A 17,405-nucleotide genomic window follows, 5' to 3' on the forward strand; every position below is an offset into this window, starting at 1 on the left:
AATCAAGCGGCAATGGCACCAATGTGCCACGCCGCGCGCCTAGCATTCATCCTCGAACCAGGCGCCAAAGGCCGCATAATCATCCTTGAACATGCTGTGCAGGCACGATTTGGCGCGCGCGCCGGGCGCAACGGGCGCCACGGTTTGCGGGCTTTTCTGAAAATGCCCTGGCGCGGATGGCGCGGTCTGGCTTGCGGCCATAAGCGCGGTCAGCGCCTCCAACTCGTCAAAGCGGAAAATGCGCGTATAAAACTGCGGATCATGGCCCAGAAATACCGTCAACGGGCGCAAATGCCAGCGGATGACCTTGCTATGCGCGTGATAGGCGCCAAGGTTTTCAATGAACTCTGTCAGGCTGGGCGCAAGCGGAAGGCCAAGTTTGCGCAAGGCCGCCTGCACCTCAAACCCTTGCAGCGCCTTGCCCGCCAGAACACGGTTGCCATAGCATGAGATGACGCGCCCAAGCGGGCTGCGCACCAGCGCATAGCAGCGCATATCGGCGAATTTCGCGCGGTTTATGCGCGCAAACGGCACAGAAGGGTAGATATGATGGATATGCACCGGCTTGCCATTTTCCATATGCCGGGCAAAGCTTTCACCATGCTGCACCTTATAGGCAAGCTGCTTGAGCGTGGTTGAGGCCACCTTTGGCGCGGTAAAGACCGCCATGTTTTCATTGTCCAGAATAATCGGCATCGGGTCTTTCCAAGTGTCGGCGCGGGCGGGGTTTATATATTGTCGCGCTACACCACCCCAGCCTGCACGGCCTGTCAACGCGCAAGCGGGGCCGGATTTAGCACATGCCCCCCTTGTTGGTGGCCACAATTCGCAATAAACCCCTGTGCGAACCCCAATTACGGAGCCCGCCCCATGCCTGCCGCAAAACTCGCGCCCAAAAAAGTTGTTCTCGCCTATTCGGGCGGGCTTGATACCTCGATCATTCTGAAATGGCTGCAAACCGAATATGGCTGTGAGGTTGTGACCTTCACCGCCGATCTGGGCCAGGGTGAGGAACTGGAACCGGCACGCAAAAAGGCCGAGATGCTGGGCATCAAGCCCGAAAACATCCATATCGAGGATGTGCGCGAGGAATTCGTGCGCGATTTCGTCTTTCCGATGTTTCGCGCCAATGCGGTTTATGAAGGGCTGTATCTGCTCGGCACATCCATTGCGCGGCCGCTGATTTCCAAGCGGCTTGTGGAAATTGCCGAAGAGGTTGGCGCCGATGCCGTGGCGCATGGCGCAACCGGCAAGGGCAATGACCAGGTGCGCTTTGAGCTTTCGGCCTATGCGCTGAACCCCGATATCAAGGTGATCGCACCCTGGCGCGAATGGGATCTGACCTCCCGCACGCGCCTGCTGGAATTTGCCGAAGCCAACCAGATTCCGATTGCCAAGGACAAGCGCGGCGAAGCGCCGTTTTCGGTGGATGCAAACCTGCTGCACACCTCATCCGAAGGCAAGGTGCTGGAAGACCCGGCAGAAATGGCGCCCGATTATGTGTATCAGCGCACGGTTCACCCCGAAGATGCGCCCGACACGCCGGAATATGTTGAAATTGGCTTCGCGCGTGGCGATGCGGTCAGCATCAACGGCGAGGCGCTCAGCCCGGCGACGCTTTTGACCAGGCTGAACGAGCTTGGCGGCGCGCATGGCTGCGGGCGGCTCGACCTTGTTGAAGGGCGCTTTGTTGGCATGAAGTCGCGCGGGATTTATGAAACCCCCGGCGGCACGCTGCTGCTGGCCGCGCATCGCGGCATTGAAAGCATCACGCTCGACCGCGGTGCCGCGCATCTGAAAGACGAGCTGATGCCGCGCTATGCCGAGCTGATCTATAACGGATTCTGGTTTTCCCCCGAGCGCGACATGCTGCAGGCCGCGATTGACAAAAGCCAGGAGCGCGTGAACGGCACCGTGCGGCTGAAGCTTTACAAAGGCAGCGCGATGGTCGTTGGCCGCTGGTCGGATGACAGCCTTTATTCCGAAGCGCATGTGACCTTTGAAGACGACGCCGGCGCCTATGACCAGGCCGACGCGGCAGGCTTCATCAAAATCAACGCACTGCGCCTGAAGCTGCTGGCCGCGCGCAACAGGCGGTAGCCATATGACGGGCGAGCGTAATTTGGCAAAACTGCTGGCCAGCATGGCGCCTGCCCTTCATGCGCAGCCCTACGGGTTTGCGCATTGCGCGAACCTGCCCGCGATAACCCCCTTTGCAACCGTGGCCGAGGATGAGGGGCTGACGGTTGTGGCGCCTTTGGCCGATTTGCAGGCCGCGGGGCTGAAAGCGGAACCCTTTGCTCGGATCAGCCTTTCGGTGCATTCTGCGCTGGAGGCGGTGGGGCTGACGGCGGCAATGTCGGGCGCGCTGGCGCAAGCGGGGGTTTCGGCAAATGTCATCGCCGGATATTTCCATGACCATGTTTTTGTGGCCTGGAATGACCGGAACAGGGCAATGCAGATTCTGGAGAAAATAAGCCGCGATGAGCAAGCGAAAGAAGGTTGAAGCCGACGGACTTTCGCGGCAATTCGTGCCGCGCGGCACTGTGCCGGGCTGGATTTCTACGCTTCAGGTGATGCTCGACCTTATCCTTGTCGGCATGTTCGTGCATTTGCGCTGCGAGACAATGGAGGGCGAGATTTCCAAGCTCGAATCCCGCCGGCTAAGCGCGAAACTACAGCGTGAAAACAGCAAAACGCAGGCGGCTTCGGGCATTGTCATGCCGCGTTCGGAACGACTGCTCTGGTTGAAGGAAACCGGCCCGCTGCTTGTGGGTATGGGCTTTGCTCAGGTGATTCATACGGCCAAGGCGGGCGACAAGGTTATCCTGACCATCCGCCCGGATACCGGCCAGATCCGCAAGGTCAGGAACCTGACACGGCCGCGCAAATGGTGGCAGCATTGAGCAGGTTTTCAACCCGTGCCGTGACCTGGGACAATGTGAATGCCCTGATGAAGCTTAGGCTTGCGCCGGGGCAGGAGAGGTTTGTCGCCCCCAACCCCGTAACCATTGCGCAAGCGGCTTACGAGCCGGCGGCAGACTTGCTGGCGCTTTACGCGGGCGATGCGCCTGTCGGGCTGATGTCAATTCTGGATATGACCCGCGAGGGGCCAAGCATTTCGGATGGCGAGCCGCGCGACGGGGCGTTCATTTGGCGGCTGATGGTTGATGTCCGCCAGCAAGGCCGCGGCTATGGCAAGGCGGCGCTTGGGGCGGCGGCGGTTTGGGCGAAGGCCCGGGGGCTGAAAAAGCTTTATGTTTCCACCGTGCCGGGCGATGGCAGCCCGCGCCCGTTTTACGAGGCCCGGGGCTTTGCCGCCACGGGCGATGTGGTGGATGGCGAAGACCTGTTGTTGCTGCGCATCGATTGAACCGCTGGCGTGCAGATCGGCCCTGCCCGCCTTTGCCTGGCCGGGCCTGTCAGCCAAAGGCCGACATGCTGGCCTGCAAAAACTGGCGCAGAAAGAAAATGCCGAAGATCAGCACAAGCGGGGCCAGGTCCAGCCCCGCCATTGGCGGCAATACCCGGCGGATGGGCACATAAATCGGCTGGAGCAGCTTGTTCAGCCCGAACCAAAGCTGGGCCACAAGCGGCTGGCGCAGGTTCAGCACCTCGAAATTGATCAGCCAGCTCATCACGATATGGGCGATGATGACATACCAAAACGCATCGAGTGCGAAGCTGAGGATATAGTAAAGCTGTTGCATAAGCGGCCCTGATTGCGGTGCGCCAACAGGTAGTCGCTGCGCGCCCACAGGGCAAGAGGCGAACGCGAGGTCATGTCTTGCCAATTTCGTGAGCGGGCGGCAGAAAGCTGGCGGAGGGCCCGATGTATCCATTCATCCGCATGGCTTGGCAAATGTTCAAGCACCGCAACGACCCAAGGCTTGGCTTTGAGGATGTGCATGTCAGCCAGCATTATTGCCTGCCCTGGGATCTGGATATGTGGCGCGAGCTGAACAATGGCCGCACGCTGACGCTGTTCGATCTTGGGCGCATCCCGCTGGCCATGCGCGTGGGGCTGGCGGATGTGTTGCGGCGAAACCGCTGGGGGCTGACAATGGCGGGCGCAACGGTGCGCTATCGTCGCCGTGTGCGCGCGCTCCACAAGGTTGAAATGCACAGCCGCGCGCTGGGGCATGACGGGCGGTTCATCTATCTGCAACAAAGCATGTGGCGGGGCGGCGAGGCGCTGAATTCGGTGGTCTATCGTTCTGCCGTGACCAGCAAAAACGGCATCGTGCCTGTGGCCGAGGTGCTGGAGGCGATGGGCGCGACCGGCTGGAACCCGCCCCTGCCCGACTGGGTGCAGGCCTGGGCTGATGTTGAAGCAATGCGCCAATGGCCGCCCGAAGATCTTCCGCGCGAATCCGCCTGAGCGTGCATTTGAAGGCTTGAACGCCGCGCGCAGCCCGCGCACACTCGCCCCCAAGCCGAATACGGCAATTTGGGGGGTGAGCATGGGCGACAGGGCCATGAATGCAGGCGCAAAGCGGCGCGGAATTTGGGGCTGGATGCTGTTTGACTGGGCCACGCAGCCCTTTCACACGCTGGTCGTGACCTTCATTTTCGCGCCCTATGTCTATGTGCATCTGGCCGAAACTGCTGCCGAAGGCCAGGCGGCCTGGGCGCAGACCACGACAATCGCCTCGATCATCATCGCCTTTCTTGCGCCCGTTCTCGGGGCGATTGCCGACCAGTCCGGCCCGCGCAAACCGTGGATTGCCGCCTTTGGCGTGCTGTTTGTCATCGGCTGTTTCGGGCTATGGGGGGCGGTGCCGAACATGGCAGACCCAACGATGATCCTGGTCTATTTCGCCGCCGCCTTCATCGGCGCCGAAATGATGCTGGTTTTTGCCAATGCCATGCTGCCCGATCTTGGCGACCGCGCCGAAATCGGCCGCATTTCCGGTGCGGGCTGGGGCTTTGGCTATCTGGGCGGCGTGGTGATCCTGTTCATCGTGCTGCTGTTCATGTCACCTTTGCCCGATTCCGATGTCACGATGCTGGGCATCACACCGATTTTCGGGCTGGATGTGGCACAGGGTGAGCCGGCCCGCGCCACCGGCCCGCTTTCCGCAATCTGGTTCCTGATTTTCGTGCTGCCGTTGTTTTTATGGACACCGGACACCGCCAAACGGCGCGCCCTGGGCGGTGTTGTGAGGAACGGGCTGGCCAGCCTTGGGCGCACGGTGGCAAGCCTGCCGCGCCACCGCTCGCTGTTCACCTATCTGATGGCCAGCCCGTTTTACCGCGATGCCTTGCTGGCGCTTTACCTGTTTGGCGGCATTTACGCGGCGGGCGTGCTGGGCTGGTCGGCGTTCTTGCTGGGCATTTTCGGCATCATCGCCGCGCTGACCGGGGCTGCGGGCGCATGGATTGGCGGGATTTTCGACCAGCGCAAAGGCCCCAAACCGGTGATTGTGTCTGCCGTTCTGCTGCTCATTCTCGTCGGGCTGGTCACGGTATCAACCTCGCGCGGCATGATCATCGGTATCGCGGTCGACCCGGAAAGCAACCTTGCCGATATCGTGTTCATGGCCTGCGGGGCGATCATTGGCGCGGCAGGTGGCGCGCTTTGGGGGGCGTCGCGCACCTTGCTGGTGCATCAGGCCGAGGGGCGGATGCCAATGGCCGAAGCCTTCGGGCTTTACGCGCTGTCGGGCAAGGCCACGGCCTTTATCGGCCCGTCGCTCATTTATGTCGCCACGCGCTATTTTGACAGCCAGCAGCTTGGCGTAACCCCAGTGGTGGGGCTTTTCGTTCTGGGGCTGGTGCTGTTATTGATGGTCAAGGTCGAGCGAAAGGAAGGCTGATGCGCTTTGGTTTCATTCTGGCGGCGCTGCTGGCATTTGCAGCACCCGCGCTGGCACAAACCCCCGCAAAAGAGCTGTTTGGCGCGCAGACCACCGCTTCGCGCGGCTGGAACACGCCCTTTGGCTCTTATGCGCGTGGCTGCCTGCGCTCGGGCGACCAACTGGCCGAAACCGGGCCAGGCTGGCAGGCGATGCGCCTGAGCCGGAACCGCAACTGGGGCCATCCCAGCCTGATCAGCTTTATCGAACGGCTGGGCGCCGCCGCCCAAGGCGCGGGCTGGGCGGGGATATATGTGGGCGACATGTCGCAACCCCGCGGCGGGCCAATGCTGACCGGCCATTCCAGCCACCAGATCGGGCTGGATGCCGATATCTGGATGTTGCCGCCACGCAGCCTGAACCTGAGCCCGCAAGAGCGCGAGACGATCAGTTCGGTCAATATTGCCACCGAAGATTTTTCATCGGTCAGCAGCAACTGGACGGCATCGCATATGGCCGTGATACGCGCCGCAGCGTCCGACCCGGCGGTTGCCCGGATTTTTGTTACCCCTGCCGCCAAGATCTGGATGTGCGAGAACGCGACCGGCGATCGCAGCTGGCTGCGCACCCTGCGGCCCTGGTGGGGGCATAATTACCATTTCCATGTGCGCCTGTCCTGCCCGCGCGGCGCGGGGCAATGCGAAGACCAGGCGCCACCCCCGCCGGGCGATGGCTGTGCCGAAGCGCAGACCTTTCTGAACAACATGCTCAACCCGCCGCCCCCGCCGCCGCCCGACCCGAACGCACCGCCGCCACGGCCGCGCGGCCCCCTGACCCTTGCCGATTTGCCGAACCAATGCGCCGCTGTCTTGCGTCGCTAGCCCTGCTGCCGGCCCTGTTACTGGGGCTGTGCAGCCCGCTTTCCGCCCAGCCGCGCCTGGTCGAGGAAAGCAACCTGCGCCTGCGCTCGGAAGACAGCAATTTCGGCGGCATTTCGGGGCTGGTCATGGGTGCAGACGGGGCCAGTTTTGTGGCCATTTCCGACCGTGGCCGATTTGTCACCGGGCAGATCACGCGGCAAGACGGTGTGGCGCAAAGCGCCGAAATTACCGCACTTATGCCTATTCTGGACAGCAAGGGCCACCCGCTGGACGGCTATAACACCGATGCCGAAGGCCTGGCGGCACTGCCCGATGGCGCGCTGATTGTCAGCTTTGAATCCAACCACCGCGTGATGCGCCATGACGGGCTGGATGCGGCGGGCACGTTTCTGCCCAGCACCGAGGCGTTTGGCGTTTTGCAAACCAATTCCGGGCTTGAGGCTTTGGCCTCTGACGCGGCGGGCATGATCTATGCCATTCCCGAACGCTCTGGCGCGCTGACGCGGCCTTTTCCGGTTTATCGGCTGATCGACGGTGTCTGGGATGACAGCATGACCCTGCCCCGGCGCGGTGAATTTCTGGTGACAGATGCCGATATAGACGGCAGCGATCTTTACGTGCTGGAGCGCTATTACCTGCCCTTTGGCGGCTTTCAAAGCCGGATCCGCCGCTTCACAATCGCAGATGATGCGCTGGTGGATGAGGTGGAGCTGATGTCCAGCCGCCTTGGCCATTATGACAATCTGGAAGGGTTGGATGTGTGGCGCGACGCGGCCGGAATTCTGCGCGTGAGTGTTGTTTCAGATGACAATTTCCGGTTTTACCAGCGCAACCAATTGGTTGAATTCCGGCTGGAAAACTAGCTGGCCTTGCGCGCGGCCGTGGCAAGATTGCCCGCCGCGCCAAGCGCAACCCCCTCCAGCCCCAACCAGCCGGCCATTGCATGAAGCTGCGCCACCATGCGCGGTGCCACTTCGGCGGGCGCAAAACCGTCTTCAACATGCAGCGCGTTGGCGCGCAGCATACCTGCCTGACGGTCAGCCTTCAGGCATACGCGCCCGGCCAAAGTTTCGCCCATAAGGAAGGGCAGCACATAATAGCCAAACCGGCGCCTGGCGGCCGGGGTATAAATTTCGATACGGTAGTGGAAATTGAACAAACGCTCGGCGCGACCGCGGTCCCAGACCAGCGGATCAAAAGGCGAAAGCAGCGCATCGCCGCCCGCCTGGCGCGGGATTTTGGCGCCGTCAAGCATATAGGCGGGGGCGGGCCATCCGGCCACCTCGATCGGCACGAGCCGCCCATCGGCCAGAAGTGTTTCCAACGCCTTGCGCGCCTCGGCGGGCGGCAGGCGAAAATAGTCGCGCAGATCAAAGGCGGTGCCAATGCCAAGCGCGGTTGCGGCACGCAGGGTAAGCTCGGCAAAAACCTCGGCTTCGGGCGGGGTGGGCAGGGCCAGAATCTCGGGTGCGATCACCCGTTCGGGCAGATCGTAAAGCCGGGTAAAGCCGGGGCGCGCGGCAATGGTCAGGCGGCCCTGCTCGAACAACACCTCCAGCGCCATTTTCCCGCGCCCCCAGCCCCACCAGCCACCCTCTGATTTGGCCCCTTCGGGCAGATCGGCGGTGGCGGTTGGGCCGTTATCGGCCACGAAATCAAGCGTTCGGGCCAGAAACCCGGCCTCGCGGGTGGCAAAATCGCGCATGGATTTATAGCGGCTGTTGCCAGCGCGCGCCCGGTCCATACGCCAGCGCATCAGCGGGTGCATGGCCAGCGGCACGAAACTGGCCTCATGCGCCCAGCATTCAAACAGTGCGCGCCCGCGCGGGGCGAGTGTGCGCGCATCAAGCACGGCGGTGTCATAAGGGCCAAGCCGCGAAAATAGCGGCAGGTAATGCGAACGCGTCACCACGTTCACACTGTCGATTTGCAGCAATTGCAGGCGCTTTATGGTGCGATGCTGCGCGGCCCAGCCGGGCGTTGCACCACCAGCCGGCCCGCCAAACCCCTGGGCGGCCAGGGCAAGGTGGCGCGCCTGCGCAAGGCTCAGGCGGCGCATCAGGCCGGGTTATCGGCGCAAAACATGCTGTGAAGCGCCGAGATCATGCCAACCACGCGCGCATCGGCCAGCGCATAATAGATGGTTTTACCCTCACGACGGCTGGTCACCAGCCCTTCAAGGCGCAAGCGCGAAAGCTGCTGGCTTACCGCCGCCTGACGCAAATCGAGCAGGGTTTCCAGCGAGGTGACAGATTTCTCGCCATCGACAAGGTGGCACAAGATCATCAAGCGCCCCTCATGGGCGATGGCTTTCAGAAAATCCGTGGCATTTTTCGCCTGCGCGTTCAGCGCCTCGGTCAGGTTTTCGTCATCAGCCTTGGTGCGCATCAATGGTATGTTCATCGCTCTCTGCCCCGGATTCCGGCAATTCCAATAGCATGGATTGCAACAATCCCCAAAAGAAGTCTTCACCAGGATACCCTTCAAACCGGGCGACTTCGTGGTGATTTTCATCAATCAATACAAATCTGGGTGTATAGACCGGTTTTTGGCGCAAAACAATCATTTCAGGAGTGTCAGACTGTATATCTATTCGCCAAAGCGAAGCGATTTTGCCTTCTTCTGTTAGAGAATAGGCATCGCCAATTTCGCGGGTCCATCTTTCGCAATAGTTACAGCCGGGCTGCTCGAACATGGCAGGCCGCATTTCGGCACTGGCCGGGGCCAAATAGCCTGCCAGACTTGCAAATACGAGGCCGAGTATTCTACCCATCTTGCTGTTTTCATGCTGACTGCGAATTCTACGCATATTGAATGTAAATATGCGAATATGATCGGCAGCACAACCGGCAATTGGCTTTGGCATGGAAAATGTGGCTGACAACCCGCTCAACCCCGACCCCGATGGCCATTGGAGCAGCGGCAAGCATGTCGCCGGCTCGGTATTGCAGGGCAAGGGCGAGGCCCCGGGGCGGGCCCGGGGCGGCGCGGGTTTTCGGGCGGCTGTCTGGTAGCAGTGCGGCGCGGGTGCTTTTCACCCCATGCGGGGGGCGGCTGATATGTTCGCGCCGGGCTGTTTCAAACCTTTGCCCTATCTTGCGGGCTTGAAATATGGGGCACATGGCCAATTCGCGAACCAGCCGTTCCGCCGGTATCTGCGAATGAACCGGCCGAATATGAGGCCCGGGGCATCGGCCCTGAACTCGGCCCTGAACTCTGGCAATAGTGCCAAAATGCAACGGATGAAAAATCTTCGATGCGACGCAATTTTTCATTTGCAAAGACGCAGAGGTTACCCCATATGGCGCGCTAGTGACGCCAACGCACGCGCCTCTGGCCTTGGGCAATATCCAAGCGTTTACGTAGCGACGGTAACGTCTTTGTTGGAACTGAGCGGTCATGAATGGCCGGGTCTGATGGAGATGACCATGAACGCTATTGTAAGTGCGCCCGCGCGCGCCGAAACCCATATTCCCCGCGATGCGAAGCTCGAAGCCTATGCCCGCACAACCGTGTTTGATCGCCCGACACTGATCATCGACACCGATCTGGTGCGCGAACAATATCGCGGGCTGAAAGCCGGTTTGGGCGATGCCATGCTGCATTACGCGGTCAAGGCAAACCCGCATCCGAAGGTGATTGAAACGCTGGTGGCCGAAGGCTGCCATTTCGACGCGGCCTCGCGCGGCGAGATCGAATTGGTGCTGGAACAGGGCGCCAAGCCCGAGGCTGTTTCCTTTGGCAACACCATCAAACGCGGCGCCGATATCAAATGGGCGTTTGAAAACGGCATTTCGCTGTTTGCCGCCGATAGCGAAGAAGAGCTTCACAAGCTGGCTGCAAACGCCCCCGCGGCCCAGGTTTACATTCGCCTGCTGGTAGGCTCGACCGAGGCGGACTGGCCGCTGTCACGCAAGTTTGGCTGCGCGCCGGATTACGCCCTGCCGCTGATGGATCTGGCTGTGCGCCTTGGTCTGCGGCCCGTTGGCATTTCCTTCCATGTGGGCAGCCAAACGCGCCACCCGGAAATGTGGCGTGGCACGCTTGATTCCGTGGCCGAGGTCTGGCACGCGGCGCGCAAGGCCGGCTTTATGCTGAGCCTGCTGAATATCGGTGGCGGCTTTCCGGCCTTTTATGGCGAAGATATCCCCACCCCCGCCGCCTATGCCGCCGGTGTGCTGGCCGAAGTGGCCGAGCGTTTTGGCGATGTGCCGCGCATCATGGCCGAGCCGGGCCGTGGCCTTGTGGCCGAAGCCGGGATGATTGCCGCCGAAGTGCTGCTCGTGTCGCGCAAATCGGAAGCCGATCTTGTGCGCTGGGTCTATCTTGATATCGGCAAATTCAGCGGCCTGGCCGAAACGATGGACGAGGCGATTCGCTACCAGTTCATCACCGAGCGGGATGACGAGGAGCAGGGTGCCTGCATTCTGGCCGGCCCAAGCTGCGACAGCGCCGATGTGCTGTATGAAAAGCGCATGGTCTATCTGCCGATGGGGCTGAGGGCGGGCGATAAATTCATCATCCGCGCCACGGGCGCCTATACCAGCACCTATTCCAGCGTGGGCTTCAACGGCTTCCCGCCGCTGGATGTGGTTGCAATCTGAACCGACGCGCGCCGGGCCATGCCCGGCGCCTGCCCGGCCTGGCCCGCCGGGGCTTTAGTTGACCTGTTCCATGCAGCTCATGTTGAAGCCTTCGGCACCTGTCCAGAACATCATCTCCATGTCGGATTCAAATTTGCCCAAAGCGGCGAAGACGGTCAGCAGCGGGCCGCCAAAGGGCAAGGCCTGCCCGGCGCCGAATGTCATGATGCCGCCGCCATTCCTGTCGCTCTCGATGGGTTGCCAGTTTTCATCGACCGCCACGAATTCATACATCGGGTTCGTAATGGTCAGAATGCCGACCGGTTGACGGCCAAAGCCGGCACAGCGCCATGTGCCCAGAAACGGATTCTCGCGCACAATATCCTGCGCCACCGCTCCGCCCGCCAGGGTGCTTGCAAGAAGCGTGAAAACCAACAGGTTCCGCATGGCCAGTCCTTTCTGATCCGAGTCTCGTCAGAACGGAGTCTAGCCGCCATTGGCGCGCCGTCAAGGTAATGTCGTGCCCACCAGACGGGGCCACCAGCCGGGCCTACCAGACGGGCCCCGCCGGGCGGTGCCGCTCAGGCGGCGTCGGTTTTCAGCACACCGCGGGCAATCTGGTCGGCCTCGATGGATTCAAACAGCGCCTGGAAATTCCCCTCGCCGAACCCGTCATCCCCCTTGCGCTGGATGAATTCAAAGAAAATCGGACCGACCATCGTTTTGGAGAAGATCTGCAACAGTATCTTGGTCTCGCCGCCATCGACCACGCCTTCGCCGTCAATCAGAATGCCGTGTTTCATCATCTCATCCACCGGCTCTTCATGGCCGGGCACGCGCTCATGGCATAGCGCGTAATAGGTGGCGGGGGGTTTGGGCATGAATTTCAGCCCGCGCGCGGCAATCGCATCGGCTCCGGCGTAAATGTCATTGCTGCCCACCGCGATATGCTGGATACCTTCGCCGTTATAGCGTTTCAGATATTCAACAATCTGCCCGGTTTCGCCCCGGTCCTCGTTGATGGGAATGCGGATGCGCCCGCAGGGCGAGGTGAGCGCGCGGCTCAGCAGGCCCGAATGCTTGCCGGAAATATCGAAAAAGCGGATCTGCTTGAAATTGAAGATATTGCCGTAGAAATCGAACCAAGTATCCATATTGCCCTTGTGAACATTATGGGTGAGGTGGTCGAGATAGAAGAAACCAACGCCGCTGGTATCAACACCCGCATCAAACACATATTCATCGGCATAGGCATTCGCGCCCGCCCCGTATTGGTCGACGAAATAGATCAGGCTGCCACCAATACCCACCACGGCGGGCACATCCAGCACCTTGTCATCGCCCGTATAGGGCACGGCACCCTTTTCAACCGCATGGTCAAAAGCGTGCCGGGCATTTACAACCCGCCAGGCCATAGACGGGGCGCAGGGGCCGTGAAACGCCGCGAAACGCTGGCCAAAGCTGCCCGGCTCGGCATTCAGAACATAGGTTATATCGCCCTGCCGCCACAGGCTGATGGCCTTGGTCTTGTGGTTGGCAACCAGCACATAGCCCATTTTGGTGAACACGTCTTTCAGCACCTCGGGTTGCGGATGGGCGAATTCGACAAACTCGAACCCGTCGGTGCCGGCGGGGTTTTCTGCGGAAATTTCAGCCTTGGGGGCTTGGTGCGGGAAAGGGCCCATAGCGCGCTCCTGAATATGATGATGCTTTGGCGCGATTATACTGCATGATTGGCGCAATATGTGCGCGTTTATGGGTGTCGATTCCCAGATTTTTGCGATATACCCGCACAAAAGCCACAAGTTGCACGGAATTTCCGCATGACAGAATTGGATAGCACCGACCAGCGCCTGCTGATGTTTTTGCAGCAAAACGGTGCGGCCACCGCGCAGGAGCTTGGCGCGGCGCTGCATCTTTCGCCCAGTCAGGCCGGGCGGCGCCGACAGCGTTTGCAGGATGAGGGGCTGATTGCCGGCTATAGCGCGCGGGTCGATCCGGCGCGCGTTGGCCTTGGGGTCGAGGCGTTCATCTCGGTGCATATGGCGGGCCATGCGCCGCAGGTTGGCCGCGCCTTTGTCGCGCTGACCCGCCGCTGCCCCGAGATTGTGGCCGCCTGGACGATGACCGGCGAGGCCGATTACATGCTGCATGTGTTTTGCGCCGATCTTGGCGCGCTCAACCATCTTGTGCATCATGTGCTGCTTGCCGAACCCGGCGTCGCCCGCGTGCATAGCCAGATTGCAATGGATCGTGTGAAGGCCAATGCGCCACTGCCCGTTGGCCGGCAGACAGGCTAGGGCACGCTTTTGGGGTTGATCCTTCAAAGTTAAAGCTTACGTTGCCCAGCCTGAAAGGGAGCCATATGTCCACAATCGTTTCCATAAAAAATCTGTCCAAAACCTATGGCAACGGCCATACCGCGCTCGACAATGTCTCGCTTGACATCAAAAAGGGCGAGATTCTGGCGCTGCTCGGGCCAAATGGCGCGGGCAAGACCACGCTCATTTCCATCATCTGCGGGCTGGTCAAGGCCAGCCAGGGCACGGTTGAAGTGGGCGGCTATGACACCGTGCGCAACTTTCGCAAATGCCGCGAGCAAATCGCGCTGGTGCCCCAGGAATTGACGGTTGAATCCTACGAGCCGGTTGTGACGACCATGCGCTTTTCGCGCCGCCTGTTCGGCAAACCCGCCAACCCCGCCTTGCTAGAAGACATCCTGAAAAAGCTGAGCCTGAGCGACAAGCGCGATGCCCGTATCATGACGCTGTCAGGCGGCATGAAGCGCCGCGTGATGATCGCCAAGGCCCTGAGCCACGAGCCGACCGTGCTGTTTCTGGACGAGCCGACCGCCGGGGTTGATGTCGAACTGCGCAAGGATATGTGGAACATGGTGCGCGAATTGCGCGACAATGGCGTCACCGTCATCCTGACCACGCATTACATTGAAGAGGCCGAGGAAATGGCCGACCGGATTGGCGTGATCGACAAGGGCAGGCTGGTGCTTGTAGAGGAAAAAACCGAGCTGATGAAGCGGCTGGGCAAGAAAGAGCTGCATGTGGAACTGGCCGCCCCCGCGCCCAACCCGCTGCCCGAAAGCCTGACGGAATTTGCGCTGAGCCTGGATGAAAGCCGCCAGAACCTGACCTACAGCTATGATACGAATGCGCGGCGCACCGGCATTGCCCGCCTGCTGAGCGCGCTATCAGATTGCGGCATGGCGCTGCGCGACGTGGCCACGCGCCAAAGCAGCCTGGAAGAAATTTTCGTGGCTCTGGTCAAGGGAGAGCAGGCATGAACTATCGCGCGATCTGGGCCATTTACCATTTTGAAATGTCCCGCACCTTCCGCACGATGTGGCAAAGCATCGTCTCGCCCGTCGTTTCTACCTCGCTCTATTTCGTGGTGTTCGGCGCGGCGATCGGCAGCCGCATCCAGTCGGTTGAAGGGGTCAGCTACGGGGCGTTCATCGTGCCCGGGCTGATCATGCTGACCGTGCTGCAGCAAAGCGTGTCCAACGCGGCGTTCGGCATCTATTTCCCGAAATTCACCGGCACGATCTACGAGATTCTATCCGCCCCCGCCTCGTTTGTGGAAGTGCTGATCGGCTATGTCGGCGCGGCGGCGACCAAGGCGCTGCTGATCGGCATGATCATTCTGGCCACCGCCAATCTGTTCGTCGATTTCAGCATCGCGCATCCGTTCTGGATGCTGGGTTTTCTGGCGCTCACCTGCATATCCTTCGCGCTTCTTGGCTTTATCATCGGTATCTGGGCGGGGAATTTCGAGCAGCTCCAGCTTGTGCCGCTGCTGGTCATCACGCCCCTGGTGTTTCTGGGCGGGTCGTTCTACTCGGTCTCGATGCTGCCGGAAGCCTGGCAGGATGTCGCCCTGCTCAACCCGGTGCTGTATCTGGTCAGCGGCTTTCGCTGGGCGTTCTTTGAAGTGTCCGACATCAACCCGATGATCAGCTTTGGCATGGTCGCGTTGTTCATGGCCGCCTGCCTGGGCGTGATCGCCTGGATCTTCAAATCGGGTTACAAGCTCAAATCCTAGTGGCTTTGGGCCGTGCGCGGGCGGCCCGATGCCGCGGCGCTGAACAGCGCCTCGACAAATACCGAACGCCCTTCAACCTGCGAGCGGGTAATCTCCTCACTTGGTGAAATATGGATGCCCTCGGCCCCCGCCGCCTCGGCCCGCGAAGCCGCATCGGCGGCCACAAACGCGCGCGCATGGGCGGCGGCATCCGCCTCGCGGCCCATATCAAGCGGGCCTTCGGGAAGATGCAGCCGATATACACCATCGGCCGGGCTGGTCACCGTCAGGCTGGCGCGCATTGTCACCTGCCCCACGACCGCGCCAATCGCATTGGCCACGCCGCCATGTTCGGGCAGAACGCAATCGCAGCCCAGCAATGCGCCCACCGCCGGATAATAGGTTGCCGCAGAAGCGCCAAGCCCGACAAGCGGCAGGCCAAGCCCGACCGATATGCGCGCCGCCCCGACATGGCCGGGCTGGCCGGCCAGCACCAGGCTGTGGCGCGCCAGATCATCGGCATTGGCAAAGCCGTCCTCGGCCAAAGCCGCGGCCATCAGGCATTCGGCGGTCTGGCGGTGAAGCTGGTCAATCACCGCGCGCGCCACGCTTTCACCATCGGGTGCGAAGACCAGGCCGGCATTGGTTTTCTGGCGGGCAAACAGCGTGGCGGCCTTTTGCGCCGCCCCCGCATCCCAGCCCGATTGCAGGCCCAGCACATGGCTGGCATCGCTTGGGGTCAGCGCGCCGCGCTGCGCCAGACCGCGCGCGATCAGCTTGTGCATGGCGGGCATATCGGTGCGGGTTTTCACCATGCTGGCCAGCGTATGCAGCCCCGTGCCCAGCCGCGCCAGCAGGTCCGCCTCGCGCGCGCTCAGCCCGGATTCATTGCGCCCGATGCGGTTGACAGCGCGCACGAACTGCCCGTCAAATTCCGAAAGCCGCTCGCGCGCCACAGCCTCATTTAGCGCGCCATGCACGATGTCCGGGTATTCATGCGCCAAAAGGCTGACCGGCAGCACGCGCCGCGGGCCCAGCCGCAGCACCGAAGCCAGCCCCTCATGCACAAGCTGCACGGCGCTATCGCCCCCCAGCCCGCTGGTGCGCATGGCCACCGCCTCGACCATTGTGCGATGCCCGCCCACCAGCGCGCCATCCGGGTCGATCAGCGGCTGGCCGTCGCGCAAAATGGCAATATCGGTGGTCGTGCCGCCAATATCGGAAACGATGGCGTTTTCAGCCTGGGTCAGCCAGCGCGCGCCGACAATGCTGGCGGCCGGGCCGGAAAGAATGGTTTCAATCGGGCGGGCGCGGGCCACATCGGCGGCAATCAGCGCGCCATCGCCACGCACCACCATGCAGGGCGCGTCAATGCCATGCTGCGCCATCAGCCCTTCGGTGGCGGCAATCAGGTGTTCGATCATCGATACAAGCCGCGCATTCAGCATGGCGGTCAGCGCGCGTTTGGGGCCGTTCAGCCGGGCCGAAAGCTCGTGGCTGCAGGTGACAGGCTTGCCGGTCAGCTCGCGGATGATCTGCCGCGCGGCCAGCTCGTGCATGGGGTTGCGGGTGGCGAATTGCGCGGCCACGGCAAAAGCGCCAACATGGCTGTCAATGCGTTGCACAGCGGCGCGCAGCGCGTTTTCATCCAGCGGGGCCGCGGCGCCGCCGGCATGGTCATGGCCGCCGGGCACAAACAGCACAGGGTCATCGCCAATCACCTGATCAAGCCCCGCGCGGTTCATATCGGCCGGCGAAAACCCGATGGCGACCAGCGCCACGCGCCCGCCCTGCCCTTCTACCAGCGCATTGGTGGCCAGCGTGGTCGACATCGACACTAGCGCAATATCAGCCGCCGCAATGCCCGATTGCGCCAGCACTGCGGCTACCGCCCCGCCAATCCCGCGCGAAAGATCGTCCTTGGTGGTCAGCGATTTTGCGCTGGCCAGAATCTCGCGCTCATCCTTGATCAGCACGGCATCGGTATAGGTGCCGCCAGTGTCGATGCCCAAAAAAATGCTCATGCCCTGCCCCATATTTTCTGCAGGACATAACGCCGTGGCGCGCCCATGTCAGGCCCAATTACGACCATAAGCCCGGATTTTCCC

General features: G+C 61.5%; 21 protein-coding genes. 13 read left to right on the forward strand and 8 right to left on the reverse strand.

The window, feature by feature from the left end; all coding sequences use genetic code 11:
• Positions 1-39: 39 nt before the first annotated feature.
• On the reverse strand, positions 40-696 hold the full coding sequence (locus LGT41_RS00990) for a sulfotransferase family 2 domain-containing protein (RefSeq protein WP_274128134.1): 657 nt from the start codon (positions 694-696) through the stop codon (positions 40-42).
• Between the two features lie 174 nt (positions 697-870).
• Here LGT41_RS00990 and LGT41_RS00995 point away from each other — a divergent pair, with 174 nt between their 5' ends.
• The 4 genes from LGT41_RS00995 to LGT41_RS01010 are packed head-to-tail and all read left to right on the forward strand — an operon-like array spanning position 871 to position 3,373.
• The gene (locus LGT41_RS00995) at positions 871-2,100 is read left to right on the forward strand and encodes an argininosuccinate synthase (protein WP_274128135.1); all 1,230 of its coding nucleotides are present in this window, start codon (positions 871-873) and stop codon (positions 2,098-2,100) included.
• 4 nt (positions 2,101-2,104) lie between these two features.
• Complete coding sequence (locus LGT41_RS01000) at positions 2,105-2,506, forward strand: ACT domain-containing protein (RefSeq protein WP_274128136.1); 402 nt, start codon at positions 2,105-2,107, stop codon at positions 2,504-2,506.
• On the forward strand, positions 2,484-2,906 hold the full coding sequence (locus tag LGT41_RS01005; protein ID WP_274128137.1) for a hypothetical protein: 423 nt from the start codon (positions 2,484-2,486) through the stop codon (positions 2,904-2,906). Before LGT41_RS01000 ends, LGT41_RS01005 begins: the two co-directional genes overlap by 23 nt.
• A complete protein-coding gene (locus tag LGT41_RS01010) occupies positions 2,903-3,373 on the forward strand; it encodes a GNAT family N-acetyltransferase (protein WP_274128138.1) in 471 nt (156 codons plus the stop codon). The genes LGT41_RS01005 and LGT41_RS01010 overlap by 4 nt, the downstream gene beginning before the upstream one ends.
• Positions 3,374-3,422: 49 nt before the next feature.
• On the opposite strand, the gene LGT41_RS01015 is transcribed toward LGT41_RS01010, so the two are convergent.
• Positions 3,423-3,710 (reverse strand): YggT family protein, encoded by a 288-nt coding sequence (locus LGT41_RS01015; RefSeq protein WP_274128139.1) that lies wholly within the window; start codon positions 3,708-3,710, stop codon positions 3,423-3,425.
• A 122-nt stretch (positions 3,711-3,832) separates the two neighbouring features.
• Between LGT41_RS01015 and LGT41_RS01020 the strand changes: the two genes are divergently transcribed.
• From LGT41_RS01020 to LGT41_RS01035, 4 genes are all read left to right on the forward strand, one after another.
• Positions 3,833-4,381: an acyl-CoA thioesterase gene (locus LGT41_RS01020; protein WP_274128140.1), complete on the forward strand. Its 549-nt coding sequence runs from the start codon at positions 3,833-3,835 to the stop codon at positions 4,379-4,381.
• An 82-nt stretch (positions 4,382-4,463) separates the two neighbouring features.
• Positions 4,464-5,819, forward strand: a complete 1,356-nt coding sequence (locus tag LGT41_RS01025) for an MFS transporter (protein ID WP_274128141.1) — start codon at positions 4,464-4,466, stop codon at positions 5,817-5,819.
• Positions 5,819-6,679 (forward strand): penicillin-insensitive murein endopeptidase, encoded by an 861-nt coding sequence (gene mepA, locus LGT41_RS01030; RefSeq protein ID WP_274128142.1) that lies wholly within the window; start codon positions 5,819-5,821, stop codon positions 6,677-6,679. The genes LGT41_RS01025 and mepA overlap by 1 nt, the downstream gene beginning before the upstream one ends.
• Complete coding sequence (locus tag LGT41_RS01035; RefSeq protein ID WP_274128143.1) at positions 6,655-7,542, forward strand: esterase-like activity of phytase family protein; 888 nt, start codon at positions 6,655-6,657, stop codon at positions 7,540-7,542. The genes mepA and LGT41_RS01035 overlap by 25 nt, the downstream gene beginning before the upstream one ends.
• Here the strand turns inward: LGT41_RS01035 and LGT41_RS01040 are convergent.
• The 3 genes from LGT41_RS01040 to LGT41_RS01050 are packed head-to-tail and all read right to left on the reverse strand — an operon-like array spanning position 7,539 to position 9,545.
• Positions 7,539-8,738, reverse strand: coding sequence for a winged helix-turn-helix domain-containing protein (locus LGT41_RS01040; protein WP_274128144.1), 1,200 nt, complete (start codon positions 8,736-8,738; stop codon positions 7,539-7,541). The two genes, LGT41_RS01035 and LGT41_RS01040, sit on opposite strands and share 4 nt — an antisense overlap.
• Complete coding sequence (locus LGT41_RS01045; protein ID WP_274128145.1) at positions 8,738-9,082, reverse strand: ArsR/SmtB family transcription factor; 345 nt, start codon at positions 9,080-9,082, stop codon at positions 8,738-8,740. The genes LGT41_RS01040 and LGT41_RS01045 overlap by 1 nt, the downstream gene beginning before the upstream one ends.
• The gene (locus LGT41_RS01050) at positions 9,051-9,545 is read right to left on the reverse strand and encodes a thioredoxin family protein (RefSeq protein WP_274128146.1); all 495 of its coding nucleotides are present in this window, start codon (positions 9,543-9,545) and stop codon (positions 9,051-9,053) included. Before LGT41_RS01050 ends, LGT41_RS01045 begins: the two co-directional genes overlap by 32 nt.
• Between LGT41_RS01050 and LGT41_RS01055 the strand changes: the two genes are divergently transcribed.
• Both LGT41_RS01055 and LGT41_RS01060 read left to right on the forward strand, forming a co-directional pair.
• Positions 9,544-9,693 carry a hypothetical protein gene (locus LGT41_RS01055; RefSeq protein WP_274128147.1) on the forward strand — a complete coding sequence of 50 codons (150 nt, stop codon included), beginning with the start codon at positions 9,544-9,546 and terminating at the stop codon, positions 9,691-9,693. The genes LGT41_RS01050 and LGT41_RS01055 overlap by 2 nt on opposite strands.
• Positions 9,694-10,107: 414 nt before the next feature.
• Positions 10,108-11,283 (forward strand): type III PLP-dependent enzyme, encoded by a 1,176-nt coding sequence (locus tag LGT41_RS01060; protein ID WP_274128148.1) that lies wholly within the window; start codon positions 10,108-10,110, stop codon positions 11,281-11,283.
• 54 nt (positions 11,284-11,337) lie between these two features.
• On the opposite strand, the gene LGT41_RS01065 is transcribed toward LGT41_RS01060, so the two are convergent.
• Both LGT41_RS01065 and hppD read right to left on the reverse strand, forming a co-directional pair.
• A complete protein-coding gene (locus LGT41_RS01065) occupies positions 11,338-11,709 on the reverse strand; it encodes a hypothetical protein (protein ID WP_274128149.1) in 372 nt (123 codons plus the stop codon).
• Between the two features lie 134 nt (positions 11,710-11,843).
• A complete protein-coding gene (hppD, locus tag LGT41_RS01070) occupies positions 11,844-12,947 on the reverse strand; it encodes a 4-hydroxyphenylpyruvate dioxygenase (protein ID WP_274128150.1) in 1,104 nt (367 codons plus the stop codon).
• Positions 12,948-13,085: 138 nt separating this feature from the next.
• On the opposite strand from hppD, the gene LGT41_RS01075 reads away from it, so the two are divergent.
• The 3 genes from LGT41_RS01075 to LGT41_RS01085 all read left to right on the forward strand — a co-directional run bounded on the left by LGT41_RS01075 (position 13,086) and on the right by LGT41_RS01085 (position 15,318).
• Positions 13,086-13,562 (forward strand): Lrp/AsnC family transcriptional regulator, encoded by a 477-nt coding sequence (locus LGT41_RS01075; RefSeq protein WP_274128151.1) that lies wholly within the window; start codon positions 13,086-13,088, stop codon positions 13,560-13,562.
• 65 nt (positions 13,563-13,627) lie between these two features.
• Positions 13,628-14,560, forward strand: a complete 933-nt coding sequence (locus LGT41_RS01080) for an ABC transporter ATP-binding protein (protein WP_274128152.1) — start codon at positions 13,628-13,630, stop codon at positions 14,558-14,560.
• Complete coding sequence (locus LGT41_RS01085) at positions 14,557-15,318, forward strand: ABC transporter permease (RefSeq protein WP_274128153.1); 762 nt, start codon at positions 14,557-14,559, stop codon at positions 15,316-15,318. Before LGT41_RS01080 ends, LGT41_RS01085 begins: the two co-directional genes overlap by 4 nt.
• Here the strand turns inward: LGT41_RS01085 and LGT41_RS01090 are convergent.
• Positions 15,315-17,321 (reverse strand): hydantoinase/oxoprolinase family protein, encoded by a 2,007-nt coding sequence (locus LGT41_RS01090; RefSeq protein WP_274128154.1) that lies wholly within the window; start codon positions 17,319-17,321, stop codon positions 15,315-15,317. The two genes, LGT41_RS01085 and LGT41_RS01090, sit on opposite strands and share 4 nt — an antisense overlap.
• Positions 17,322-17,405 lie beyond the last annotated feature (84 nt).

The organism is Abyssibius alkaniclasticus, assembly GCF_020447305.1.
GTDB classification, from domain to species: domain Bacteria; phylum Pseudomonadota; class Alphaproteobacteria; order Rhodobacterales; family Rhodobacteraceae; genus Abyssibius; species Abyssibius alkaniclasticus.

Bases quoted from the DNA above. Each gene is read 5' to 3' on its own strand.
- LGT41_RS01025 (WP_274128141.1), top strand. From the start codon at position 4,464: ATGGGCGACAGGGCCATGAATGCAGGCGCAAAGCGGCGCGGAATTTGG.
- LGT41_RS01085 (WP_274128153.1), top strand. From the start codon at position 14,557: ATGAACTATCGCGCGATCTGGGCCATTTACCATTTTGAAATGTCCCGC.
- LGT41_RS01090 (WP_274128154.1), bottom strand. From the start codon at position 17,321: ATGAGCATTTTTTTGGGCATCGACACTGGCGGCACCTATACCGATGCC.
- mepA (WP_274128142.1), top strand. From the start codon at position 5,819: ATGCGCTTTGGTTTCATTCTGGCGGCGCTGCTGGCATTTGCAGCACCC.
- LGT41_RS01045 (WP_274128145.1), bottom strand. From the start codon at position 9,082: ATGAACATACCATTGATGCGCACCAAGGCTGATGACGAAAACCTGACC.
- LGT41_RS01015 (WP_274128139.1), bottom strand. From the start codon at position 3,710: ATGCAACAGCTTTACTATATCCTCAGCTTCGCACTCGATGCGTTTTGG.
- LGT41_RS00995 (WP_274128135.1), top strand. From the start codon at position 871: ATGCCTGCCGCAAAACTCGCGCCCAAAAAAGTTGTTCTCGCCTATTCG.
- LGT41_RS01065 (WP_274128149.1), bottom strand. From the start codon at position 11,709: ATGCGGAACCTGTTGGTTTTCACGCTTCTTGCAAGCACCCTGGCGGGC.
- LGT41_RS01000 (WP_274128136.1), top strand. From the start codon at position 2,105: ATGACGGGCGAGCGTAATTTGGCAAAACTGCTGGCCAGCATGGCGCCT.
- LGT41_RS01060 (WP_274128148.1), top strand. From the start codon at position 10,108: ATGAACGCTATTGTAAGTGCGCCCGCGCGCGCCGAAACCCATATTCCC.
- LGT41_RS01040 (WP_274128144.1), bottom strand. From the start codon at position 8,738: ATGCGCCGCCTGAGCCTTGCGCAGGCGCGCCACCTTGCCCTGGCCGCC.
- LGT41_RS01035 (WP_274128143.1), top strand. From the start codon at position 6,655: ATGCGCCGCTGTCTTGCGTCGCTAGCCCTGCTGCCGGCCCTGTTACTG.
- hppD (WP_274128150.1), bottom strand. From the start codon at position 12,947: ATGGGCCCTTTCCCGCACCAAGCCCCCAAGGCTGAAATTTCCGCAGAA.
- LGT41_RS01075 (WP_274128151.1), top strand. From the start codon at position 13,086: ATGACAGAATTGGATAGCACCGACCAGCGCCTGCTGATGTTTTTGCAG.
- LGT41_RS01020 (WP_274128140.1), top strand. From the start codon at position 3,833: ATGTATCCATTCATCCGCATGGCTTGGCAAATGTTCAAGCACCGCAAC.
- LGT41_RS01055 (WP_274128147.1), top strand. From the start codon at position 9,544: ATGGAAAATGTGGCTGACAACCCGCTCAACCCCGACCCCGATGGCCAT.
- LGT41_RS01005 (WP_274128137.1), top strand. From the start codon at position 2,484: ATGAGCAAGCGAAAGAAGGTTGAAGCCGACGGACTTTCGCGGCAATTC.
- LGT41_RS01080 (WP_274128152.1), top strand. From the start codon at position 13,628: ATGTCCACAATCGTTTCCATAAAAAATCTGTCCAAAACCTATGGCAAC.
- LGT41_RS00990 (WP_274128134.1), bottom strand. From the start codon at position 696: ATGCCGATTATTCTGGACAATGAAAACATGGCGGTCTTTACCGCGCCA.
- LGT41_RS01050 (WP_274128146.1), bottom strand. From the start codon at position 9,545: ATGCCAAAGCCAATTGCCGGTTGTGCTGCCGATCATATTCGCATATTT.